The organism is Pseudovibrio sp. W64, from assembly GCF_001623145.1.
Lineage (GTDB): Bacteria > Pseudomonadota > Alphaproteobacteria > Rhizobiales > Stappiaceae > Pseudovibrio.
In genome coordinates, this window is sequence record NZ_LMCI01000039.1 from 58,015 (window position 1) to 76,682 (window position 18,668).

Sequence of the window (18,668 nt, forward strand, 5' to 3'; positions counted from 1 at the left end):
TAAGCTTCTTTAAAGACCAACGCTCAACAGACCATCGAGGTGCCCGCGGCGTTCCAATGCAAACAGGTCATCACAACCACCAATATGCTCAGATCCGATAAAGATCTGCGGGAATGTGTTTGCACCATTTGCTTTGGCAATCATTTCCTTACGGATCGTTGGATCTTCGCTGTAGTTAAATTCTTTATAGTCAACACCCTTCTCATCAAGAAGTCTTTTTGCGCGAGCACAGAAACCGCACATATCACGGGTGTAGATAGTAACTTGAGCCATATTCTTGTCCTTTGGATACACAGCGAAGGCCAATAGAAATTCAGCCATCAAAACTGAAGTCTATATGGCTCACGTCCAAGTAAACCGCAAGTCCACCTCAACTCAAGTTGATCACTTCGTTATATCGCATAGGCTAAGACAGTCCCTCAACAACACTCAATCATTATCATCAGACATATTTTCAGGATCGACCAGAGCAAAAACAAGTACATCAACCTGTTGCGCACCTGCAGCCTTCAAAACCCGCGCACATTCTTCAACGGTTGCCCCTGTCGTCAGCACATCATCAACCAGCACCACATGAGCACCAGATACCTCTGACAGGAAATGATCCGCAACTGCAAAGGCACCTTTCACATTAGCTGTCCGTGCCCCTCGCTTAAGGCCGACTTGTTGGTTAGTACGCCGTGTTCGAACCAAGCCATCAAGAAGCACTTGCCCCTCTAAATGACGCCCGACGTCGTTCGCCAGCAAAGCAGACTGATTATAGGTGCGCTCACGTAAGCGCGACTTGTGGAGAGGAACTGGAATAAGAAAACTCTCAGAAGCGATAAGTTCTGCCGCTGCATTGAGCATGCACCTGGCAAGAAACTTCGATAACCGGATCTCTCCATAAAACTTAAACCGCTTCACCAGCTCGCGCGCGGGCCCGTTGTAGAGGGCTGCGGCCCGGGCTCGGTCATAATCAGGCGGATTAACAAGAGCAGCAGCGCTCCAGGCATTCGGACCCAACTCATAATGCAACGGAACACCAAGCCGCTCACAATAAGGCGCTGATATCAGTTCCAGTGTCTGCCAACAAGGCAGACACAAACCACCTTCACCTTGAACCAAATCGTTACAAATCGGACAGCTATGAGGAAACAGAGCATCCAGAGCAAAGTTCAGTCCTCGCCTTAAATGAGAGGCCACCTTCATATCAAGAAAGCTGGGTTTAAGCGGTTGCTCAGCTCTATCCACTGCATCAGGCAACCACTCCAGAGAAGAAAACTTGTCGCTCATCTGTGCTCACCGTATATATCTGCAGAAGAAATAAGCTAACAAAGCCTCCGTCGAACATCACTCCATGTTCAATGGGGTTATAATTTCCAATAGTGCACACACAGCACAATCTGGCCAAAGGCGCCCTCATGAGCGAACACACTCTCTTTGATCGTAAACTCATTGCACAACGTCGCATGACTGCATTGAAGAGAGCGCAAGACGGCGCTGATTTCCTGATGAAGGCAGCTGCCGCAGATTTGCAAGATCGTCTGGAATTCATCAGCAGAGAGTTTGACTGCGGAGTAGATCTCGGCGGTCACACCGGCCACATCTTTGAAGCACTAAAGGCGTCAGGAAAAGTCAAACACCTGCTGCGAGCCGATCTGTTCGGCGCAGACCCAAACCTTTCTGAGCCTGATTTGATTGTAGATGACGCCGTCCTGCCTTTCGCACCGGAAAGCCTGGACCTGATTGTATCTTCACTTAACTTGCAGATGCTCGACGATCTTCCAGGAACACTCGTCCAGATCAAACGTGCCTTAAAACCAGATGGCCTTTTCCTCGGCCTCTTATTAGGAACTGATACCCTTGCGGAGTTAAGAGACTGTCTGATGCGCGCCGAGATGGAAGTTAGTGAAGGCGTATCACCACGCGTTATCCCATTTGCAGATACCAGAGATCTTGGCGGCCTTCTCCAACGCGCAGGTTTCGCACTCCCAGTAACCGACATAGATCGGTTAACCGTTAGATACGACACCATGTTTGACTTGATCAGAGATCTGCGCGCAATGGGCGCAACGAACCCTTTGAAAGATCGCTTGAAGTCACCGACAAGCAAGAAGGTCTTCATGAAAGCGGCAGAGATCTATGCACAGGATTACTCAGATGCAGATGGACGCATCCGTGCAACCTTCACTTTCGCATCTCTGTCCGGCTGGGCACCACATGAATCGCAGCAAAAACCTCTAAAGCCAGGCTCTGCAAAGCACAGCCTGGCCGAAGCTCTTGGAACAAAAGAAATAAAGTCCTGATTAGCCAGAAATCGCGGCAAGCAAAGTATCTGAGATGAACTGGAAGTTGTCCGAAATCGTACTGCTAATTGCAGTCAGGCTGGCGGCAATGGCAAGAACAATCAAAGCGGCAAGAATGGCGTACTCAACTGCAGCGGCTCCGCGCTCGTCTTCGGTCATATGAGCAATCGTAAATCCACATTTCTGATTGTGATACGCTTTCTCATTCAACGCCATTACTGCCTCTTGTTCTCCGTGATCTCCCGCTAATAAGACACAAGGTCGATTAGATGCGGGATCAGCGGCTCATCTGCTGGTGGCATTTCATAATCACGTAAACGCACTGCCCGTACCCATTTCAGGTTTTGCCCCTCTGCCCCGTGAGGTGTGCCCGACCAGCGCCTACAAACGTAAAGTGGCATCAGCAGATGAAAATCTTCGTAAGTGTGGCTCGCGAAACTTAGGGGAGCAAGGCACTCTTTTTTAACTGTAATTCCCAGTTCCTCAGATAATTCACGGATCAAACAGTCCTCTGGTGTCTCACCGGCTTCGATCTTCCCACCCGGAAACTCCCAGAAACCCGCCATTGATTTGCCCTCAGGGCGCTGAGCAAGCAGAATGCGGTTATCAGCATCAATCAAGGCACACGCCGCAACCATCACAATTTTCATTTATTTTCCCGTTTCACAAAGGACCACTCTGAAAACCTTTTGGAAACCATACCAAAGGTCCCGAGTGAAATTTTACTGATTTTCTTAAGGCTGGGCATCTTTGCAGTAGTGATAAGCATAGGCTTCGCGATACCCGAGGGAATCGTAGAGCTCTACAGCAGCAGCATTATCTGCCACCACTTGCAACCAGGCAGTCTCGGCACCGCGCTTAGCCCCTAGACTCTGCACTTCGCACATCAAAGCATAAGCCAGTCCCTGACGACGAAACGCTTCAGCCGTCTTCACACTAAAGATGCCGAGTAGATCGCCATCCACCACACCAAGCAGAACAGCTGCTGGAACACCATCTTCAGTTTCAAGCACTAGCGCGACCAATTCAACAGTCACTCTTGAAAGCACATCATGAAGCGCCTGTACGGTTTCACTCAACGGCTCACCACGCTTCGCACCGTCAACCTGTGTGTAACTAAAAATCCATTCACTCAGTGAGACTTCAGAAAGTTTGTACCCTTTAGGCACATCAGTATCACCAAGCCCCCAGATGGATCGTGACAGCACCAGAGTCTCATCAACGCGAGCATACTTCTGAGAGGTCAGCACCTGATCCACATCTGTGGGAACCAAAGGTGTCCAGCGAACATGAAACGCCGTCTCAAGTCGCTTGAAGCGTGCTCGTGCAGAATCCAATCGACTCTCGGCTTCATCACCGTCTTGGGCATCATAAAAATTCAGAGAGTTATTACGGCGCGCACTGCCCCCCGGTGAGAGACGGGAAATCCAGCTCCCGTCATGATGCGCCATGAGGCTGGGAAAGCAATTCAGATTTGCCTGCTCCAGCTTCAACACCGTTTCCAGATCGCAATTCGGTTGGCGAGGTTGAACCCGCTTAGCTTCTGTAGTCACCATTGATTGCCACATATTCCTTGGTGAGATCACAAGTCCAGACAGTCGCACCGCCACTTCCGATGCCAAGATCAACTTTCAGAATGATCTCGTCTTCTTTCATGACAGCAGACGCTTCTTCCTCGCTGTAATCTGGATCCCGCTCTCCTTCAACCGCAACACGGATATCGCCGAACCAAATCGCCAGTTTATCACGATCAGCAGGCTCACCAGCCTTACCAACTGCCATCACAACGCGGCCCCAGTTCGCATCCTCACCAGCAAATGCAGTTTTCATCAATGGAGAGTTTGCAATCGCCATAGCAATCCGCTTTGCAGAAGTATCGCTCTCAGCACCTTCCACTCGCACTTCAACAAACTTGGTCGCACCTTCCCCATCACGAACGATCATCTGAGCCAGCTCAAGCATCATGCTGGAGAGAGCTTCACGGAACTCCGCGAGACGCGGATCCGCAGCACTTTCAATCCAGTCACCCCCAGCAGACCCAGTAGCTGCCAACAGCACAGTGTCTGAGGTGGACGTATCACTATCAACCGTGATGGAATTAAAAGAGCCGCCCACACACTCAAAAAGCAAGCTCTGCAAAGCAGGCGCTTTAATCGGAGCGTCAGTGAACAAGAAGCCAAGCATGGTCGCCATATCAGGCGCAATCATACCGGCACCTTTTGCAATACCATTCAACGTAACCGTCACATCACCCAACTTCACACGACGTGTGCTCATCTTAGGATAGGTATCCGTGGTCATGATCGCTTTGGCTGCGTCCATCCACTTGTCAGCGACAGCATCAGCCACCAGGCCACCAGCCACACCAGCAAATTTCTCAGCCGGCAGCGGCTCGCCAATCACCCCGGTAGACGCCAGATAAAGCTCATCCGCAGCAAACCCGCTCGCCTTTGAAAGGATGTCCGCTGAAAGCTCCACAGATGCGAGCCCCTTCTTGCCCGTAAACGCATTCGCATTCCCGGAGTTGACCATAATTGCACGCGCAACACCCTTGGAAAGGTTCTGCTTACACCAGTCAACCGGAGCACTCGTGCATTTAGATGTCGTGAACACACCAGCAATCTGAGCAGGCTCATCAAACACAGCCAGGAGAACGTCAGTACGTCCTTCATACTTCAGACCAGCTGCAGCAGTTGCCATTCGAACGCCCTTAACTTCCGGAAGTTCTGGATAGGACTTGGGTGCGAGTGGAGAAATGGTCGCGGACATGAAAACCTCCCGAAGAAAACTGTGTCTGTACTGCAAAAAAGTAGCCCCGGAAGGCCTAAGCCATCCGAGGCTACAAAAACAAGATGTTTTATTTCAATAATCAGCAGAGCTAATAAGAACGAGCCTATTATTTGCTTTCTTCAGCTTTCGCTTCATCAGCATCGGCACCGATGATTTCCACAGTGTTCTTGGCTTTCAGCTCTTCAAGCACCTCACGGAATTTCGTCAGAACCAGCTCCTGACGGATCTGACCTTCAGCCGTTTCAAAGGCTGGAGCGGACTGTGTGCGTGCTTCCTTGTTCAGGATTACGTGATAACCGAACTGTGTTTGCACAGGCTCTTTTGTGAACTCACCCGGCTTCAGAGCAAAAGCAGCTGTTTCAAACTCAGGAACCATCTGGCCTTTTCCGAAGAAACCAAGATCACCACCGTTAGGGCCGGAAGGACCAGTGGACTTTTCCTTTGCAAGCTCGGCAAAGTCTGCACCACCTTCGAGCTGCTTAATGATGTCCTTCGCCTCATCTTCCTTCTCTACAAGGATGTGCGCTGCATTGATCTCTGGAGCACCCTGATAGTTGGCATACTCAGCCTCGTAAGCAGCCTTAACTTCGTCTTCGGTGATAGCGCTCTGAATGTACTTCTGGAAATACGCATTGCGAAGTGCACGCGTGCGCTCAAATGCCATTAAGCGTTTAAAATCATCAGTTTTTGCAAGTTTTTCTTCTGCGCCGGCTTCTGCAAGCAGGTTCATCTCAACCAGCACATCGGTCAAAACCTTGCGCCATTCGGTTGGTGGAACACGCTGCAGCTGCTGCGCGTAATCTTGAGCTGCATAAGCAAGATCAGCTTCGGTAATAACGCTCTGGCCAACCTTCGCAACTGGCTTGTCCAGATCTGGAGCCGCATCAGCATCCTGTGCCTGCGCTGCACTCAGCCCAATAACCAGAGCAGCAACAGCAACTGAACTACCTAGGATCCCTGTAAATTTACGAAGCATAAGATCACTTTCTTTCCTGTTTATGGAGAGTTTAAAAAGAGTTGCAAAACAACAAAGCACTATATTGCGACGGCAACTGCCGTTGACAACCTTTCGGCCCACTCTTATCTCTCTGTCGCCTGCTTTTTTACTCGCAGGTGTTTAATATGCTGTGACCCAGATCAGACTCACAGAGTTTTGACTGGTTAGATCACGAATGTGAAGATTTTTAGGGCCCGACCGCGACGTGAAAAAACCGGCGCGCCCAAAGTAGGAAGGACCGCCACATGGTGGGGCTCGGCGCACTCGCTCGTAAGATATTTGGTTCAGCAAATGACCGTCGGATTAAGACACTCAAGCCCACAGTAGACGCTATTTCTGCTTTGGAGCCGGAAATGGAAGCTCTGACAGATGAACAGCTGAGAGCCAAAACTGACGAGTTCCGCGAGCAACTGGCAAACGGCGCTAAGCTGGACGACCTCTTGGTCCCGGCATTTGCAGTCGTGCGGGAAGCTTCCCGCCGCGTCCTTGGTCTTCGTCACTACGACGTGCAGCTCATCGGTGGTATGGTTCTCCATGCTGGAGAAATCACCGAAATGCGCACCGGTGAAGGTAAGACCCTTGTTGCGACGGCTCCAGTATACCTTAACGCATTGACAAGTAAGGGCGTTCACGTTGTGACTGTGAACGATTACCTGGCAACACGTGATATCGAATGGATGGGTCAGGTTTACCGGTTCCTCGGTCTGACAACTGGTTTGATTGTCCACGGCATCTCTGATGAAGAGCGCAAAGCCGCTTATGCAGCGGACGTCACATACGGCACCAACAACGAATTCGGCTTCGATTATCTTCGTGACAACATGAAGTATGATCGCGAGTCCATGTGCCAGCGCCCGCATCATTATGCAATCGTGGATGAAGTCGACTCCATTCTCGTGGATGAAGCTCGTACCCCTCTGATTATTTCCGGCCCGCTGGAAGATCGCACAGACTTCTACAATCTCATCGATACATTTATTCCTCAGTTGACTGAAGAAGACTTTGAACTCGACGAGAAAGCTCGCTCCGCAACCTTTACTGAAGCAGGTAACGAGAAGCTTGAGCAACTCTTGACAGAAGCAGATCTTCTGAAGGGCGAATCGCTTTATGACGTGGAGAACGTGACAGCTGTTCACCATCTTCAGCAGGGTCTGAAAGCGCATAAGCTTTTCCAACGCGATAAAGATTACATCGTCCGCAACGACGAAGTCGTTATTATTGACGAGTTCACTGGCCGCATGATGCCGGGCCGTCGTTTCTCTGAGGGCCTCCACCAGGCTTTGGAAGCAAAAGAAAAAGCTGCTATCCAGCCAGAGAACCAGACACTCGCGTCCATCACATTCCAGAACTACTTCCGCATGTACGACAAGCTGGCTGGTATGACCGGTACAGCAATGACGGAAGCTGAAGAGTTCATGGACATCTACAGCCTAGACGTGGTGGATATTCCAACCAACGTTGCTGTTCAGCGTGTCGATGACGACGATGAAGTGTACCGCACAGTTGCCGAAAAGTACGACGCCATTCAGGTGCTCGTAGATGACTGCCATGAACGCGGTCAGCCTGTTCTGGTAGGTACAACATCCATTGAAAAATCCGAGATGCTCGCAGAGCTGCTCGTCAAGAACGGCTACACTCAGATCGATGTGTCAGACCCGCTCGGCTTTGCAAGCATGTACACCGGCAAGGATGCAGGTAAAAAGAAAGTCTTTGCAGTTCTGAACGCACGTTACCATGAACAGGAAGCAAGCATCATCGCACAGGCAGGTGTGCCTGGTGCTGTGACCATTGCAACCAACATGGCTGGCCGTGGTACAGATATCCAGCTCGGTGGTAACGTTGAAATGCGTATCGCGAACGAACTGGGCGACATGCCTGAGGGCGCTGAACGTACTGCAAAAGAAGACGCCATCAAAAAAGAAGTTGAAGCGCTCAAGCAAAAAGCTCTTCAGGCCGGTGGCCTCTACGTTGTCGCAACCGAGCGCCACGAAAGCCGCCGCATTGATAACCAGCTGCGCGGTCGTTCTGGCCGTCAGGGTGACCCTGGTCACTCCAAGTTCTTCCTGTCTCTTCAGGATGATCTGATGCGCATCTTCGGTTCTGAGCGCATGGACTCCATGCTTCAGAAGCTTGGCCTGCAGGACGGTGAAGCAATCGTTCACCCTTGGATCAACAAAGCACTGGAAAAAGCTCAGCAGAAAGTGGAAGCGCGTAACTTCGACATTCGTAAGAACCTGCTGAAGTTCGATGACGTGATGAACGATCAGCGTAAAGTGGTCTTCGATCAGCGCCTTGAAATGATGGACCCTGAAGTTACTCAGGAAGCTGTTGTGGAAATGCGCGAAGAGTTCGTCGAAGATCTCGTCGCAGCACACATTCCAGAACGCGCTTACCCTGAGCAGTGGGACACAGAAGGCCTTCAGGAAGAAGCACGCACAAAGCTGAACCTCGACCTGCCAATTATTGAGTGGGCAAACGAGGAAGGCATTGCAGACGAAGAAGTCACCGCGCGCCTGAAGAAGGAAGCCAACCAGGTTATGGCGAGTAAGGCTGCAAACTACGGTCCAGACGTTATGCGTCAGATCGAGCGTGCAGTTCTTCTGCAAACCATAGACAACCTGTGGCGTGAGCATCTGGCGAACCTTGATCACCTGCGCTCCGCGGTTGGCCTGCGTGGCTACGCACAGCGTGATCCACTTCAGGAATACAAAACAGAGTCCTTCACTCTCTTTGAAAACATGCTGAGCACCCTGCGCCAGACCACTACATCACAGTTGATGATGGTTGAGTTGGTTCAGCAGCAGGCTCCGGAAACACCGCAGATGCCTTCCCACATGGAAGCACATCACACCAATCCTATGACTGGTGAAGACGAGATGATGGAAGCAGACCGCCAACTGGCTGAAGCACGTGCAGCCTCTGCACCTGACGGTCGTGAGTCAGATGATCCCGAAACATGGGGTCGTGTAGGTCGGAATGAGCCTTGTCCATGTGGATCTGGCAAAAAGTACAAGCATTGCCACGGCGCACTTGTCTGATCCGACATAAATCAAGTTCAAGAAAGGGCTGCTTCGGCAGCCCTTTTTTATTACAGACGACCTCCCGTTTCACACCAAGGAAATCTGCACCAGAAAGGCGGGAGTATTCCCAGAACCTGAGAATGTTAATCTACGCTTCTTTCAGCTCTAATTTGTAAGAAGCGGCAAAACATGAACACTTCAAGCACGCTCGATTTTAACAAGGTCCTCCGACAGCTCACCCCAAAAACCAAACTGGAAAGAACACGAGCATCCGTTGAAGAGCATCTCGGACAGCGTATTGAAGCATTCTACGCACCTGCAAAAAACAGCTATCTGGCTCAACTCTGCGATGTGTACGGCAGCGACAAAGGCACTAACTGCCCGGAAACCACCCAGTTCAACTGGGAGCCTCACACTTACACCGATTTCTACAGCATGATTTTCGATCATTGCCGAGACAAGATCACAAACGTGCTCGAATGCGGCATCGGTACGAATGACACCAGCTGCCTTTCAAACATGGGCAAAGAAGGCAAACCCGGTGCCTCTCTTCGCGTCTGGAGAGACTATTTCCCAAATGCTGAGATCACCGGCCTCGACATAGACGAAAAATGCTTGTTCTCTGATTCTCGCATTCAGACCTATCAGGTGGATCAGACCAGCCCGGAAAGCATCTCAGGCTTCAAAACCACCGCAAAGTCAGAACCCTACGACCTGATCATCGATGATGGCCTCCACCATTATGAAGCGGGGATTGTCTTCTTCGAGAACATTGTAGACCTGCTCACAAGCAATGGCGTTTACATGATCGAGGATGTGAACCGGCACGACATTCATCGCTATGCCGAGTATTTCCAAAAGCGGGAAAGTGAATTCAGCTGCCGTTGCCTCCTGCTCTATCGCCAGCATGTCAGCCTACGCGACAACATGCTCGTCATGATCACCCGCAAACAATAACCCTCCCCACGCATCATCCTCTGAAAAGCCAGACGTTGACGACTCAACACTACCTATTCTAGTACTAGAATATAATTTTATTCTAAGGCTAGAATAGTATGTCTGAAAGCCTCACTGACAGCGAACTGCTCGTCCTCGGCCTTGTCTCCGAGATGCCCCGCCATGGCTATGAGCTGGAGCAGGTCATAGAGCAGCGAGGCATGCGCGAGTGGACGCAAATCGGGTTCTCTTCCATCTACTTCGTGCTGGGCAAGCTGGAGAAGAAAGGCCTCGTCACAGCAGAAAAGCCCACTGGTGTTAAAACAAAGAAGAGCTTCCTCATGACAGAGGCAGGCCACCAAGCTCTCATCGCACAAACCCTCTCAGCTATCACAACAGTTCGTCCAACATACTCATCCCTCCTCTTGGGCATGATCCATTGGCCGACGTTGCAACGAGACCAGGCCCTTAACGCCTTAAGCGAGCGTGGCAAAGTAATACAAAAAGAAATCTCCCGAATTGAAAACATCCAATTAGACCAACAACCTTTGCCTGATCACGTCGAAGCCCTCTTTGACTACTCCATCGCTCAGCTCAAATCAGAGGCAGACTGGCTTCAGAAAACTCTGGACTACATGACTTGCAAACCATGGAACACATGAGGACATAGCTATGACAACAACCGATTTCAGAGACAGACTCTATGAGTTATATCGACCACCAAGCGACCGTTTTACATTTGTCGATGTTCCCGACATGCAATTCGCTATGATTGATGGACATGGCAATCCTGAAGGAGAAGTATTCGCCCAGGCGATCAAATGGCTTTTCACCGTGATCTACCCCATCAAGCTCGACACAAAGAAACGACTTGGCAAGCGCTTTGTGGAGCCACCTTTGGAGTGTCTGTGGTGGGCCGACGATGTGACCGATCTCATCACCGGCAACAAAGACAAGTTGAAGTGGCGTTTGATGATTGTCCTGCCTCACTGGACCGATGACACCCTCTTCGCTCAAGGCGTGGAAACTGCAATAGAGCGGCTCGGAGAAAAACCTGTATCATTGCAAAGAGGTATCCTGACAGAAGGCCGTTCTGTCCAAATCCTTCACAAAGGCTCTTATGAGGATCTCCGCAATGTCACCGCAAAACTTCATCAGGAGTTTCTCCCGGAACATTCTCTGAAACCTAACGGACATCATCACGAAATCTACCTTAATGATCCAACCCGAACAGCTCCGGAAAAGAGAAAAACGGTCATCCGGCAACCTGTGATCTAGGGCTGCTTCAAACTTCCATCTCGGGCTCCACAAAGAGCTGCAAGCATCATCAAACCAAAAGACGAGAAACAACAGCACCTTACAACTTAAGAATTCCTAGGCGATACTCCGCTACTATCCTGAGAAAACAAAACGAGTGGCAGCGGAGATGTTAGCATCCGCGTCTCAGGAGCAAAAGATGACCTCAGATTTGTCTGGGAATGCACTTCATCAGTTTCTAACATTGATGTTAGTGAGCAGCATTTCAATGGGAATGCTCTCACGGCCAGCCACGGCACAATCAGAAACCCCACCTTCTTCGCTAAAGGATAAGGCACCTGTCTCAGGCACGGCCTCTGAGCAACCAGCCACTCCCCAGGCACTCAAAGTGCCCCCCGGTTACTACAGTCAGGTAGACCAAAGCCTCGGCGTCCTACTCTCCATCTACGATGCACCATCAGACGATGCAGCTGTTATTGTTCAACTGCCTGGAGATACAATCCTCAACTCCGACGGTGAACAAAAGCAGGTTGACGATCTACGCTGGCAACATGTCAGCCTCGGAGAGATAGAAGGTTGGGTCAAAGCCCAAAAGCTGAAAGCCGCTATACCCGTCCCATTCACCGGGACAAATCTGCCAGTTCTGGGTGTCTGCGGAGGAACTGAGCCGTCTTGGAGCATTGAGTGGAACTCCAGCGTCGTAACTTACTCGAACATCACCGGACTGCTCCATCGCGTCCCGTTTCAGTCAGTAAAAGCAGAAACAGGCAAGAACGCTACGTTACTTCAGGCGGGCAATGAAAGCATCGATCTAAAAATGACCATCTCCGAGAAGCAATGCACTTTCACCCCACTGGACTCTTTCGTTTGGGGAGAGGCTGTCGCCACCATCACACAGCCAGGGCAAAAACCAGTGACCCTCAAAGGGTGCTGTAGACCAGTTTCAGATGGCTACCGTTAAACCACATCCAACTGCCCAATAAAAAACCCGGGTCACCCCGGGTTTAATTCTCTTAGCCTGTCGATCGTGACTTAGTTCACGACAACCTTGGCACCGATATCGACATGGTCATAAAGATAGGAAACATCTTCGTTGAACATGCGGATACATCCGGATGAAACAGCACGACCGATGCTCCAGTCCTCAGTGGTACCGTGGATACGGTAGATGGTAGCACCCAGATACAGCGCACGAGCGCCCAATGGATTGTCTGGCCCACCCTTCATGTAACGTGGAAGAGTACGGCCTTTTTTCGCTTCACGACGGCGCATTTCTTCCGGCGGTGTCCAACCCGGCCATTTCGCTTTGCGGGTGATACGCTCGGTACCATTCCACTCAAAACCTTCACGACCAACACCGATGCCATAACGCATCGCTTTGCCGCTTTTCTGCACGTGATAGAGATAGCGCTCTTCGGTATCAATGATGATGGTACCTGGCTTCTCATTAGTGCGGTACGTGATCAGCTTACGCTTGAACTTACGGCGAGCTGAGTTGGATGCCATAGCAGGAGAATCTGGGAAGATGTCCCATTGGCGTGTGTCTGGATTCCACAGCTTGCCCGCGCTTGCCGGTGCTACAAACACAAAGCTAACCAACGTACAAATGACAGCAAATATTCCCTTGCGAAGATGTCCTCGCATCGTCACCCCCTGAAATTGGCGATAGCCCCTGACCCTGCGGGACCTGTCGAATTTTAAAAATAAATCAGCGCCGAGAAAGAACAAACTCTACCAAAAAAAATTCTCGGACCTCTGAGTTTCCATATGTTTCAAATTGAGACTGATTATCAACATCTGATAATCGATATCCAAGCAAAACCTCACTTCCGCGGGTCATTTGTTTCACTTTTTTCAATTTTCCTCATGCCAAGCAAAATTTTCGCTTAATTCTATCGGTTCGTCTGCTGATAAAAAAATCCTGCCTTAGCCTAAGTCACAGGTAAACCTCTGAATGAAAGGGGCATATAATACGGCCAATGGGAGGCCTTATATGAATATCGATAGTATCCAAGATGTAACCTGCCTGCCTTTCACCGCCTTTGGCCCTGAAAGCGCAGAACCAATTATTTTCATCCATGGTTTTGGCGGCGACGCCAGCACATGGCGCAATATTCAAGTCCAGTTAGAAAACAAACGTCGCACAATAGCGTTTGACCTTCCTGCTCACGGACGTGCACTGGCCGATTTTGAGCCATGCAACGCTGTGGGCTCAGCAAAAGCCGTTGTGAAATCTCTCGATGCGTTGAAACTTGATCGCGTCCACCTAGTCGGTCACAGCATGGGCGGTGCGATTGCAACACTGATCGCCATGCGCAGTCCAGAACGTATCGCAAGCCTCACTTTGCTTGCTCCGGGCGGATTCGGTCCAGAGATCAATGCAAAGCTTCTGCGTCGTTACGCAGTTGGCCAAACCGAAGCAGAACAGCAGGTCCTGCTGGAACAGTTTGTCGGTCTCGAATTCGAACTTCCAAGAAAACTGGCAGAGTATGTTGCCACACAGCGTTCCACTCCGGGCGCTGCTGAAGCACTCAAAGCTGTATCAGGACTTATTCTGGAAGGCGAAAGTCAGGGCGTGCTGCCAACTAGTAAACTCGGCGAGCTGCCAATGCCAATCAAGGTGGTCTGGGGCACACAGGACAAGATCCTGCCAACCCGTCAATGCCATAAACTGCCAGGACCAATCGCCTGCCACGTTTTCGATCGTGTCGGCCACATGGTTCACATGGAAATCCCGCAGGAAGTGATCCGACTTATTCTGGAAAACACCCGCTAAAGCCAAAATCCAACCTTTGTGCTGAGGTTTGACTTAAAAGCGTGCCGGGGCTCTCTCTGGCACGCCTTTAAGATCGTCGACTTAAGCAGGTGGAAGCAGACCGTCTTTCCACTCCTGCCCAATCACCCGGCGCGCCATCATGTGCGAGCGTGGATGATTGATGCTATCAACCGCAATCAGCTTGCCTTTTTCCAGATACGCCACATAGAAGCTGTCGGAACTTGTATCCCCAACAAGCACAGCCTCATCATATCCATTAGACAATCCGGCAATCTGCAGCTTGATATGATGTTGGTCAGACCAGAACCACGGCAGAGGATCATAGTCGTGACTGTGGTCATGGTCGGGATCAGTCAACGCAACAGCAACTGCTTTTGCCTGATCAATCGCGTTTTGAACGCTCTCCAGACGAATGCTACGTCCATAGCGCTCTGAGAAGAAGCGAACACAATCACCGCAAGCATAAACATCCTCGTGAGAGGTCTGCCCTGCTCCATCAACCAAAATGCCATCATCCACGTCCAGACCAGCGGCCTCTGCAAGCTCCGCATTTGGTACAGCACCAACCGCAGAAAGTACCAGATCACACGGAATCTCACTGCCATCAGCAAGTTTCACGGAAGAAACTTTGCCATCAGTCCCTTCAATGCTGGTCACACCGGTTCCGCAAAAAAGTTCCGCTCCATTGCCGGAATGCAAACCATGGAAGAACGATGAGATGTCAGGCGAAACCACACGCTTCAGCAGGCGTTCCTGCGCTTCCAGCACAACAACATCCAGCCCCATGCTCTTTGCAACAGCCGTCACTTCCAGACCGATATAACCGCCACCGATAACAACGAGTTTTTTGCCCGGCACAAAGAGTTGCTTGATGAGCTCAACATCACCAATGGAGCGAAGCGTCACAACACCTTCCAGCTCCGCACCCGGCAATGGCAAATCGCGAGCGCGGGTTCCGGTTGCAAGCAGCAACTTGTCCCAACTCACCTCTTCACCGCTTGCCAGCCTGACACTCTTCTTCTCCAGATCAATGCTATCAACATGCGCATTGACCTTCAGATCGATATTGTTGGTTTCATAAAACGCTTCTGGACGAATAAACAGCGCATCCGGCTCCACATCTCCACTCAGAAACTTCTTGGAGAGCGGCGGGCGTTGATAAGGCGGCTGAGGCTCGTTTCCAAGCATCACAAGCTCGCCTTCATATCCCTTTTGTCGAAGAGTTTGTGCGGCCTGCACACCTGCTTGCCCAGCACCCACCACAACAATCTTATTAATCATTCTCAAAACCCGTATTAGCCGCAGACAGAAAACACAGCAGATCCGTATTGTCTGCTTTGCTCAACAAACCCGTACCGCAAAAGCAATGTGGCGCTTAGCCCTGGCAAAAACCAGAGCAAGCGCCACATTTAAAATGAAAATTTGTGAAGATCTTAAGGTCGTATCTCTGAAAAGTGCCTTGCGGTTTTCAGAAAAAGATACGCCGGGCAAATCCCTAAAGCAGTTTGAAGCCATCGAAACGAAAGCAAACTGCTTTAGGCAGCGCGCACTTTTTCAAGGAATGCACCAACAGTATTGTTGATGTGATCTGCCTGACGAGAAAGCGCATCGGCAAGATCAGACACTGTACCGCCAGTGCTACGTGCATTGCTGGATGCATTTTCAACCATCTGCATTGCACTCGCCCCTTCCTGAGAGCTCTGCGTCGCATTCGCCACATTCTCAGTAATCGACTGAATAGCTGCGTTCTGTTGCTCAACAGATGCAGCAACAGCAGCCGCGATCTGGCTCATTTCGTGAATAACATCACTCACGTCACCAATAGCGCCAACCGCTTCTGCTGAGGCTTCTTGAATGGAACCAACCTGCTGTGCAATTTCCTCGGTTGCTTGAGAAGTCTGATTTGCCAGCATCTTCACTTCAGATGCCACCACAGCAAAGCCTTTGCCATGCTCACCTGCACGGGCAGCTTCAATGGTCGCGTTCAGAGCAAGCAGGTTCGTCTGGTTCGCAATATCACGAATAAGCCCAACAGCTTCACCAATACGATTTGCTGCATCACTCAACAGATTCATGGTCTCAGCAGTCGCTTTTGAACCTTCAACCGCACGGTCTGCAACGCTCGTTGATTGCTCAGCCTGTCCCGCGATCTCGTTGATAGACATGGCCAACTCTTCTGTCGCAGCAGATGCGCTGGAAACATTCTCAGCAGCACTCTCAACAGCGCGTCCTGCAGACACAGCTTCTTTCGACACGTTGTCTGCAGCAGACCCCACATCATTAGAGGCTTCCCCAAGCCCATCTGCAGCGCTGTGCAGACTATTCAAAGCCTCAGCAACCGTCTGCTCAAAACCAACAATGAGATTGTCGACTTGCTCGGCACGGGCCTGTTTCTCAGCATTTTCATGATCTTGCTGATCCTGCAGCATCCGGCGTTCCTCAATATTATCGCGGAACACCTGAAGTGTCTGCGCCATCGCGGAAATTTCTTTACCGCCTTTATTGAGAGGGATCACAGCTGACAAATCATTCTTCGCCAGCAATGCCATAGCATTACGCAACGCATTCAGATTACGCAAAATACCGAAGATCAAGAGAGAGCCAAGAATGAACAGCGTTAGTGCAATACCACCAACTGCAATGCCCAGATAAAGGTTTGTCTGCTGTGTGGTCGCCGTCAGGCGCGCCTGCGCATCATTCGCACCCTGCACCGCAGAGTTTTTCAACTCATCAAGCCGTGGCGGTAGAAGGTCAAACAGGTTCGCCAACAGCTCAGAACTCGTCGCCCGCTTATCAAAGGCCTTAGAGTAAGCCTCGAACGCCTTCTTGTAGGCCAGCATGTTGGTTTTGACCTTCTCAGCAACAGCCGGGTCAATTTGTGCTCGCGGCACGGTGCGCTCATAACGGGAGAATGCAACTTCAAACGCACCCAGAGAATTTTGGCTACCCGTAAGCGCATAGTCCAGTTGCGCACGCGCCAGATCACTAAACGTATGCATCAGCTTCAGCGTATTGGGGTCTTTGCTGCGTCTGTGCTTTTGTTTAACAGCGGATTCTGCCTGAGAAAGCGCGGCGGACAGCTCTTTCTGCAAGCCACGGTCCGCATCATATCCAAGCGTGGACTGGTAGCCATGCAACATCTCAAAGGCACCACTGATTGCATCAATCGTGTCCCGTGCATCAGAGATCTCAAGAAAATAATCCATGGCAACCGGGAGCGCATTTAACTCCTGCAATTCAGTCTGCGCTTCACCAACCAACGTGTCGAATCGACTTTTCAGACTGTCACTCGGCACATTTTCATAATCTTTCTGAGTCGATTGCAGCACACCTGCGGTAATTGCAATTGTCTGGCTCAACTCAGCAAGTTCGGTGTATTCTTTCGACTGCAGAAAGGCAGCCTCCGTTTGCTGTTGGCTCCAAAGATAAACAAAGCCAACACCACCAAATCCGATAAGTGTCAGAATACCAAGAGCAATTGCCCGAAACCGAATACTTACATTTCGAGTTAACGAGAAAACTTTATTTCCCGTAGAAGAAATAGCCTGCTTCCAATTTACTCGCATCGGAGACCCCTAGACCGATAAAATTACTAATAGTATTTTTAATTATTCCTCACAGGTATAGGTTCAAATCGTTTAAAGATTACAAATAATGCATCGCACAAATGATTTTGTTGCTCAGCCCACCCAGCGTCATGTGCTAAGGACGCATAAAAATAAGACACACCATTGCTCTCGCTTACCAAATTAGTTCCCATTATCTTCGTTTTGCTCTGGTCCACCGGTTTCATCGGTGCACGCCTTGGAGCGCCCTACTCAGAGCCTTTTGCGTTCTTGAGTCTCCGCTTTCTGCTCGTCCTGCCGTTGATGGGCATCATTATCTGGCTATCTGGCAGAAGCTTTGCCTTAACGCGCCAGCAGGTCCTCCATGCCGTCATCACAGGCATGCTGGTCCATGGCATCTATCTCTCGGGTGTCTTCTGGGCCATCGACAACGGGATGCCAGCAGGCGTAACCGCTCTCATCACTGGTCTGCAGCCTTTCATCACCGGCACACTCGCATATTTCCTGCTGAAGGAAGATGTGACGCCGCGCCAATGGATCGGCCTGGCCGCCGGGTTTGTCGGTATCGTGCTGGTGATCCTGCCTAAGATGGGAAGCGGCGTTGCGCAGATCCCTCTTTGGACTGTAGCAGCCGCCTTTGTGGCAACCCTTGGCATCGCCTTCGGCACCACATGGCAAAAGCGCCAGCCAACGAATACTGATCTGGTCACAGGCATCTTCTACCAGTATTTCGGCGCCTTGCTCATAACGCTGCCGCTGTCCATGACGGAAAGCTGGGTCATCACCTGGTCAGGAGATCTGATCTTCGCGCTGGCATGGCTGGTCATTGTGTTGTCCGTGGGCGCAGTCCTGCTGCTCATGTACCTGCTCCAGCATGGAGCCGCGTCGACAACAGCAACACTGTTCTACCTGACACCCGTCGCAGCTGCCGTCGAAAGCTACTTCCTTTTCGGAGAGACGCTCAACTTCATTCAGCTGATTGGCATGGCAATCGTTGTGGTAGCAATCGCAGTATGCCGCCCAAAGCAGAAAGCTTAA

Annotated in this window: 18 protein-coding genes; 8 read left to right on the forward strand and 10 right to left on the reverse strand. The window is 50.7% G+C overall.

Features of this window, described 5'->3' with window-relative positions:
- Positions 1 to 9 precede the first annotated feature (9 nt).
- Together grxC and PsW64_RS22315 are read right to left on the reverse strand one after the other, a co-directional pair.
- A complete protein-coding gene (grxC, locus tag PsW64_RS22310) occupies positions 10 to 273 on the reverse strand; it encodes a glutaredoxin 3 (protein WP_057463560.1) in 264 nt (87 codons plus the stop codon).
- Positions 274 to 429: 156 nt separating this feature from the next.
- Complete coding sequence (locus tag PsW64_RS22315; RefSeq protein WP_063305047.1) at positions 430 to 1,275, reverse strand: ComF family protein; 846 nt, start codon at positions 1,273 to 1,275, stop codon at positions 430 to 432.
- Between the two features lie 128 nt (positions 1,276 to 1,403).
- On the opposite strand from PsW64_RS22315, the gene PsW64_RS22320 reads away from it, so the two are divergent.
- A complete protein-coding gene (locus PsW64_RS22320; RefSeq protein WP_063305106.1) occupies positions 1,404 to 2,288 on the forward strand; it encodes a methyltransferase domain-containing protein in 885 nt (294 codons plus the stop codon).
- Here PsW64_RS22320 and PsW64_RS22325 read toward each other — a convergent pair whose 3' ends face one another.
- The 5 genes from PsW64_RS22325 to PsW64_RS22345 form a co-directional block, all read right to left on the reverse strand.
- Positions 2,289 to 2,504: a Flp family type IVb pilin gene (locus PsW64_RS22325; RefSeq protein WP_057463468.1), complete on the reverse strand. Its 216-nt coding sequence runs from the start codon at positions 2,502 to 2,504 to the stop codon at positions 2,289 to 2,291.
- Between the two features lie 29 nt (positions 2,505 to 2,533).
- On the reverse strand, positions 2,534 to 2,938 hold the full coding sequence (mutT, locus tag PsW64_RS22330) for an 8-oxo-dGTP diphosphatase MutT (RefSeq protein ID WP_063286043.1): 405 nt from the start codon (positions 2,936 to 2,938) through the stop codon (positions 2,534 to 2,536).
- A gap of 84 nt (positions 2,939 to 3,022) precedes the next feature.
- Positions 3,023 to 3,844, reverse strand: a complete 822-nt coding sequence (locus tag PsW64_RS22335; RefSeq protein WP_063305048.1) for a GNAT family N-acetyltransferase — start codon at positions 3,842 to 3,844, stop codon at positions 3,023 to 3,025.
- Positions 3,825 to 5,057 carry a bifunctional glutamate N-acetyltransferase/amino-acid acetyltransferase ArgJ gene (gene argJ / locus PsW64_RS22340; protein WP_063291186.1) on the reverse strand — a complete coding sequence of 411 codons (1,233 nt, stop codon included), beginning with the start codon at positions 5,055 to 5,057 and terminating at the stop codon, positions 3,825 to 3,827. Before argJ ends, PsW64_RS22335 begins: the two co-directional genes overlap by 20 nt.
- Before the next feature lie 127 nt (positions 5,058 to 5,184).
- Complete coding sequence (locus tag PsW64_RS22345) at positions 5,185 to 6,054, reverse strand: peptidylprolyl isomerase (protein ID WP_063305049.1); 870 nt, start codon at positions 6,052 to 6,054, stop codon at positions 5,185 to 5,187.
- A gap of 266 nt (positions 6,055 to 6,320) precedes the next feature.
- Here PsW64_RS22345 and secA point away from each other — a divergent pair, with 266 nt between their 5' ends.
- The 5 genes from secA to PsW64_RS22370 all read left to right on the forward strand — a co-directional run bounded on the left by secA (position 6,321) and on the right by PsW64_RS22370 (position 12,249).
- Positions 6,321 to 9,113: a preprotein translocase subunit SecA gene (gene secA, locus PsW64_RS22350; RefSeq protein WP_063301619.1), complete on the forward strand. Its 2,793-nt coding sequence runs from the start codon at positions 6,321 to 6,323 to the stop codon at positions 9,111 to 9,113.
- Between the two features lie 171 nt (positions 9,114 to 9,284).
- Positions 9,285 to 10,052, forward strand: a complete 768-nt coding sequence (locus tag PsW64_RS22355; RefSeq protein WP_208980964.1) for a hypothetical protein — start codon at positions 9,285 to 9,287, stop codon at positions 10,050 to 10,052.
- A gap of 98 nt (positions 10,053 to 10,150) precedes the next feature.
- On the forward strand, positions 10,151 to 10,693 hold the full coding sequence (locus tag PsW64_RS22360; protein WP_063305050.1) for a PadR family transcriptional regulator: 543 nt from the start codon (positions 10,151 to 10,153) through the stop codon (positions 10,691 to 10,693).
- Positions 10,694 to 10,703: 10 nt separating this feature from the next.
- Positions 10,704 to 11,309 (forward strand): GyrI-like domain-containing protein, encoded by a 606-nt coding sequence (locus PsW64_RS22365; RefSeq protein WP_063305051.1) that lies wholly within the window; start codon positions 10,704 to 10,706, stop codon positions 11,307 to 11,309.
- 178 nt (positions 11,310 to 11,487) lie between these two features.
- Positions 11,488 to 12,249 (forward strand): hypothetical protein, encoded by a 762-nt coding sequence (locus PsW64_RS22370; protein ID WP_063305107.1) that lies wholly within the window; start codon positions 11,488 to 11,490, stop codon positions 12,247 to 12,249.
- A gap of 71 nt (positions 12,250 to 12,320) precedes the next feature.
- Here PsW64_RS22370 and PsW64_RS22375 read toward each other — a convergent pair whose 3' ends face one another.
- Entirely contained in the window at positions 12,321 to 12,932 is a 612-nt protein-coding gene (locus tag PsW64_RS22375; protein WP_063305052.1) for a L,D-transpeptidase, read from the reverse strand.
- 349 nt (positions 12,933 to 13,281) lie between these two features.
- On the opposite strand from PsW64_RS22375, the gene PsW64_RS22380 reads away from it, so the two are divergent.
- Positions 13,282 to 14,064, forward strand: a complete 783-nt coding sequence (locus PsW64_RS22380) for an alpha/beta fold hydrolase (protein WP_063305053.1) — start codon at positions 13,282 to 13,284, stop codon at positions 14,062 to 14,064.
- Positions 14,065 to 14,145: 81 nt separating this feature from the next.
- On the opposite strand, the gene PsW64_RS22385 is transcribed toward PsW64_RS22380, so the two are convergent.
- Both PsW64_RS22385 and PsW64_RS22390 read right to left on the reverse strand, forming a co-directional pair.
- Complete coding sequence (locus tag PsW64_RS22385) at positions 14,146 to 15,345, reverse strand: NAD(P)/FAD-dependent oxidoreductase (RefSeq protein WP_063305054.1); 1,200 nt, start codon at positions 15,343 to 15,345, stop codon at positions 14,146 to 14,148.
- Between the two features lie 254 nt (positions 15,346 to 15,599).
- Complete coding sequence (locus PsW64_RS22390; protein WP_063305055.1) at positions 15,600 to 17,630, reverse strand: methyl-accepting chemotaxis protein; 2,031 nt, start codon at positions 17,628 to 17,630, stop codon at positions 15,600 to 15,602.
- Between the two features lie 165 nt (positions 17,631 to 17,795).
- On the opposite strand from PsW64_RS22390, the gene PsW64_RS22395 reads away from it, so the two are divergent.
- Positions 17,796 to 18,668, forward strand: a complete 873-nt coding sequence (locus PsW64_RS22395) for a DMT family transporter (protein WP_208980965.1) — start codon at positions 17,796 to 17,798, stop codon at positions 18,666 to 18,668.

Coding starts and splice junctions, on each gene's coding strand:
- PsW64_RS22315 (WP_063305047.1), bottom strand. CDS start 1,275: ATGAGCGACAAGTTTTCTTCTCTGGAGTGGTTGCCTGATGCAGTGGAT.
- PsW64_RS22380 (WP_063305053.1), top strand. CDS start 13,282: ATGAATATCGATAGTATCCAAGATGTAACCTGCCTGCCTTTCACCGCC.
- secA (WP_063301619.1), top strand. CDS start 6,321: ATGGTGGGGCTCGGCGCACTCGCTCGTAAGATATTTGGTTCAGCAAAT.
- PsW64_RS22390 (WP_063305055.1), bottom strand. CDS start 17,630: ATGCGAGTAAATTGGAAGCAGGCTATTTCTTCTACGGGAAATAAAGTT.
- PsW64_RS22325 (WP_057463468.1), bottom strand. CDS start 2,504: ATGGCGTTGAATGAGAAAGCGTATCACAATCAGAAATGTGGATTTACG.
- mutT (WP_063286043.1), bottom strand. CDS start 2,938: ATGAAAATTGTGATGGTTGCGGCGTGTGCCTTGATTGATGCTGATAAC.
- grxC (WP_057463560.1), bottom strand. CDS start 273: ATGGCTCAAGTTACTATCTACACCCGTGATATGTGCGGTTTCTGTGCT.
- PsW64_RS22360 (WP_063305050.1), top strand. CDS start 10,151: ATGTCTGAAAGCCTCACTGACAGCGAACTGCTCGTCCTCGGCCTTGTC.
- PsW64_RS22335 (WP_063305048.1), bottom strand. CDS start 3,844: ATGGTGACTACAGAAGCTAAGCGGGTTCAACCTCGCCAACCGAATTGC.
- PsW64_RS22365 (WP_063305051.1), top strand. CDS start 10,704: ATGACAACAACCGATTTCAGAGACAGACTCTATGAGTTATATCGACCA.
- PsW64_RS22375 (WP_063305052.1), bottom strand. CDS start 12,932: ATGCGAGGACATCTTCGCAAGGGAATATTTGCTGTCATTTGTACGTTG.
- PsW64_RS22320 (WP_063305106.1), top strand. CDS start 1,404: ATGAGCGAACACACTCTCTTTGATCGTAAACTCATTGCACAACGTCGC.
- PsW64_RS22345 (WP_063305049.1), bottom strand. CDS start 6,054: ATGCTTCGTAAATTTACAGGGATCCTAGGTAGTTCAGTTGCTGTTGCT.
- PsW64_RS22355 (WP_208980964.1), top strand. CDS start 9,285: ATGAACACTTCAAGCACGCTCGATTTTAACAAGGTCCTCCGACAGCTC.
- argJ (WP_063291186.1), bottom strand. CDS start 5,057: ATGTCCGCGACCATTTCTCCACTCGCACCCAAGTCCTATCCAGAACTT.
- PsW64_RS22385 (WP_063305054.1), bottom strand. CDS start 15,345: ATGATTAATAAGATTGTTGTGGTGGGTGCTGGGCAAGCAGGTGTGCAG.
- PsW64_RS22370 (WP_063305107.1), top strand. CDS start 11,488: ATGACCTCAGATTTGTCTGGGAATGCACTTCATCAGTTTCTAACATTG.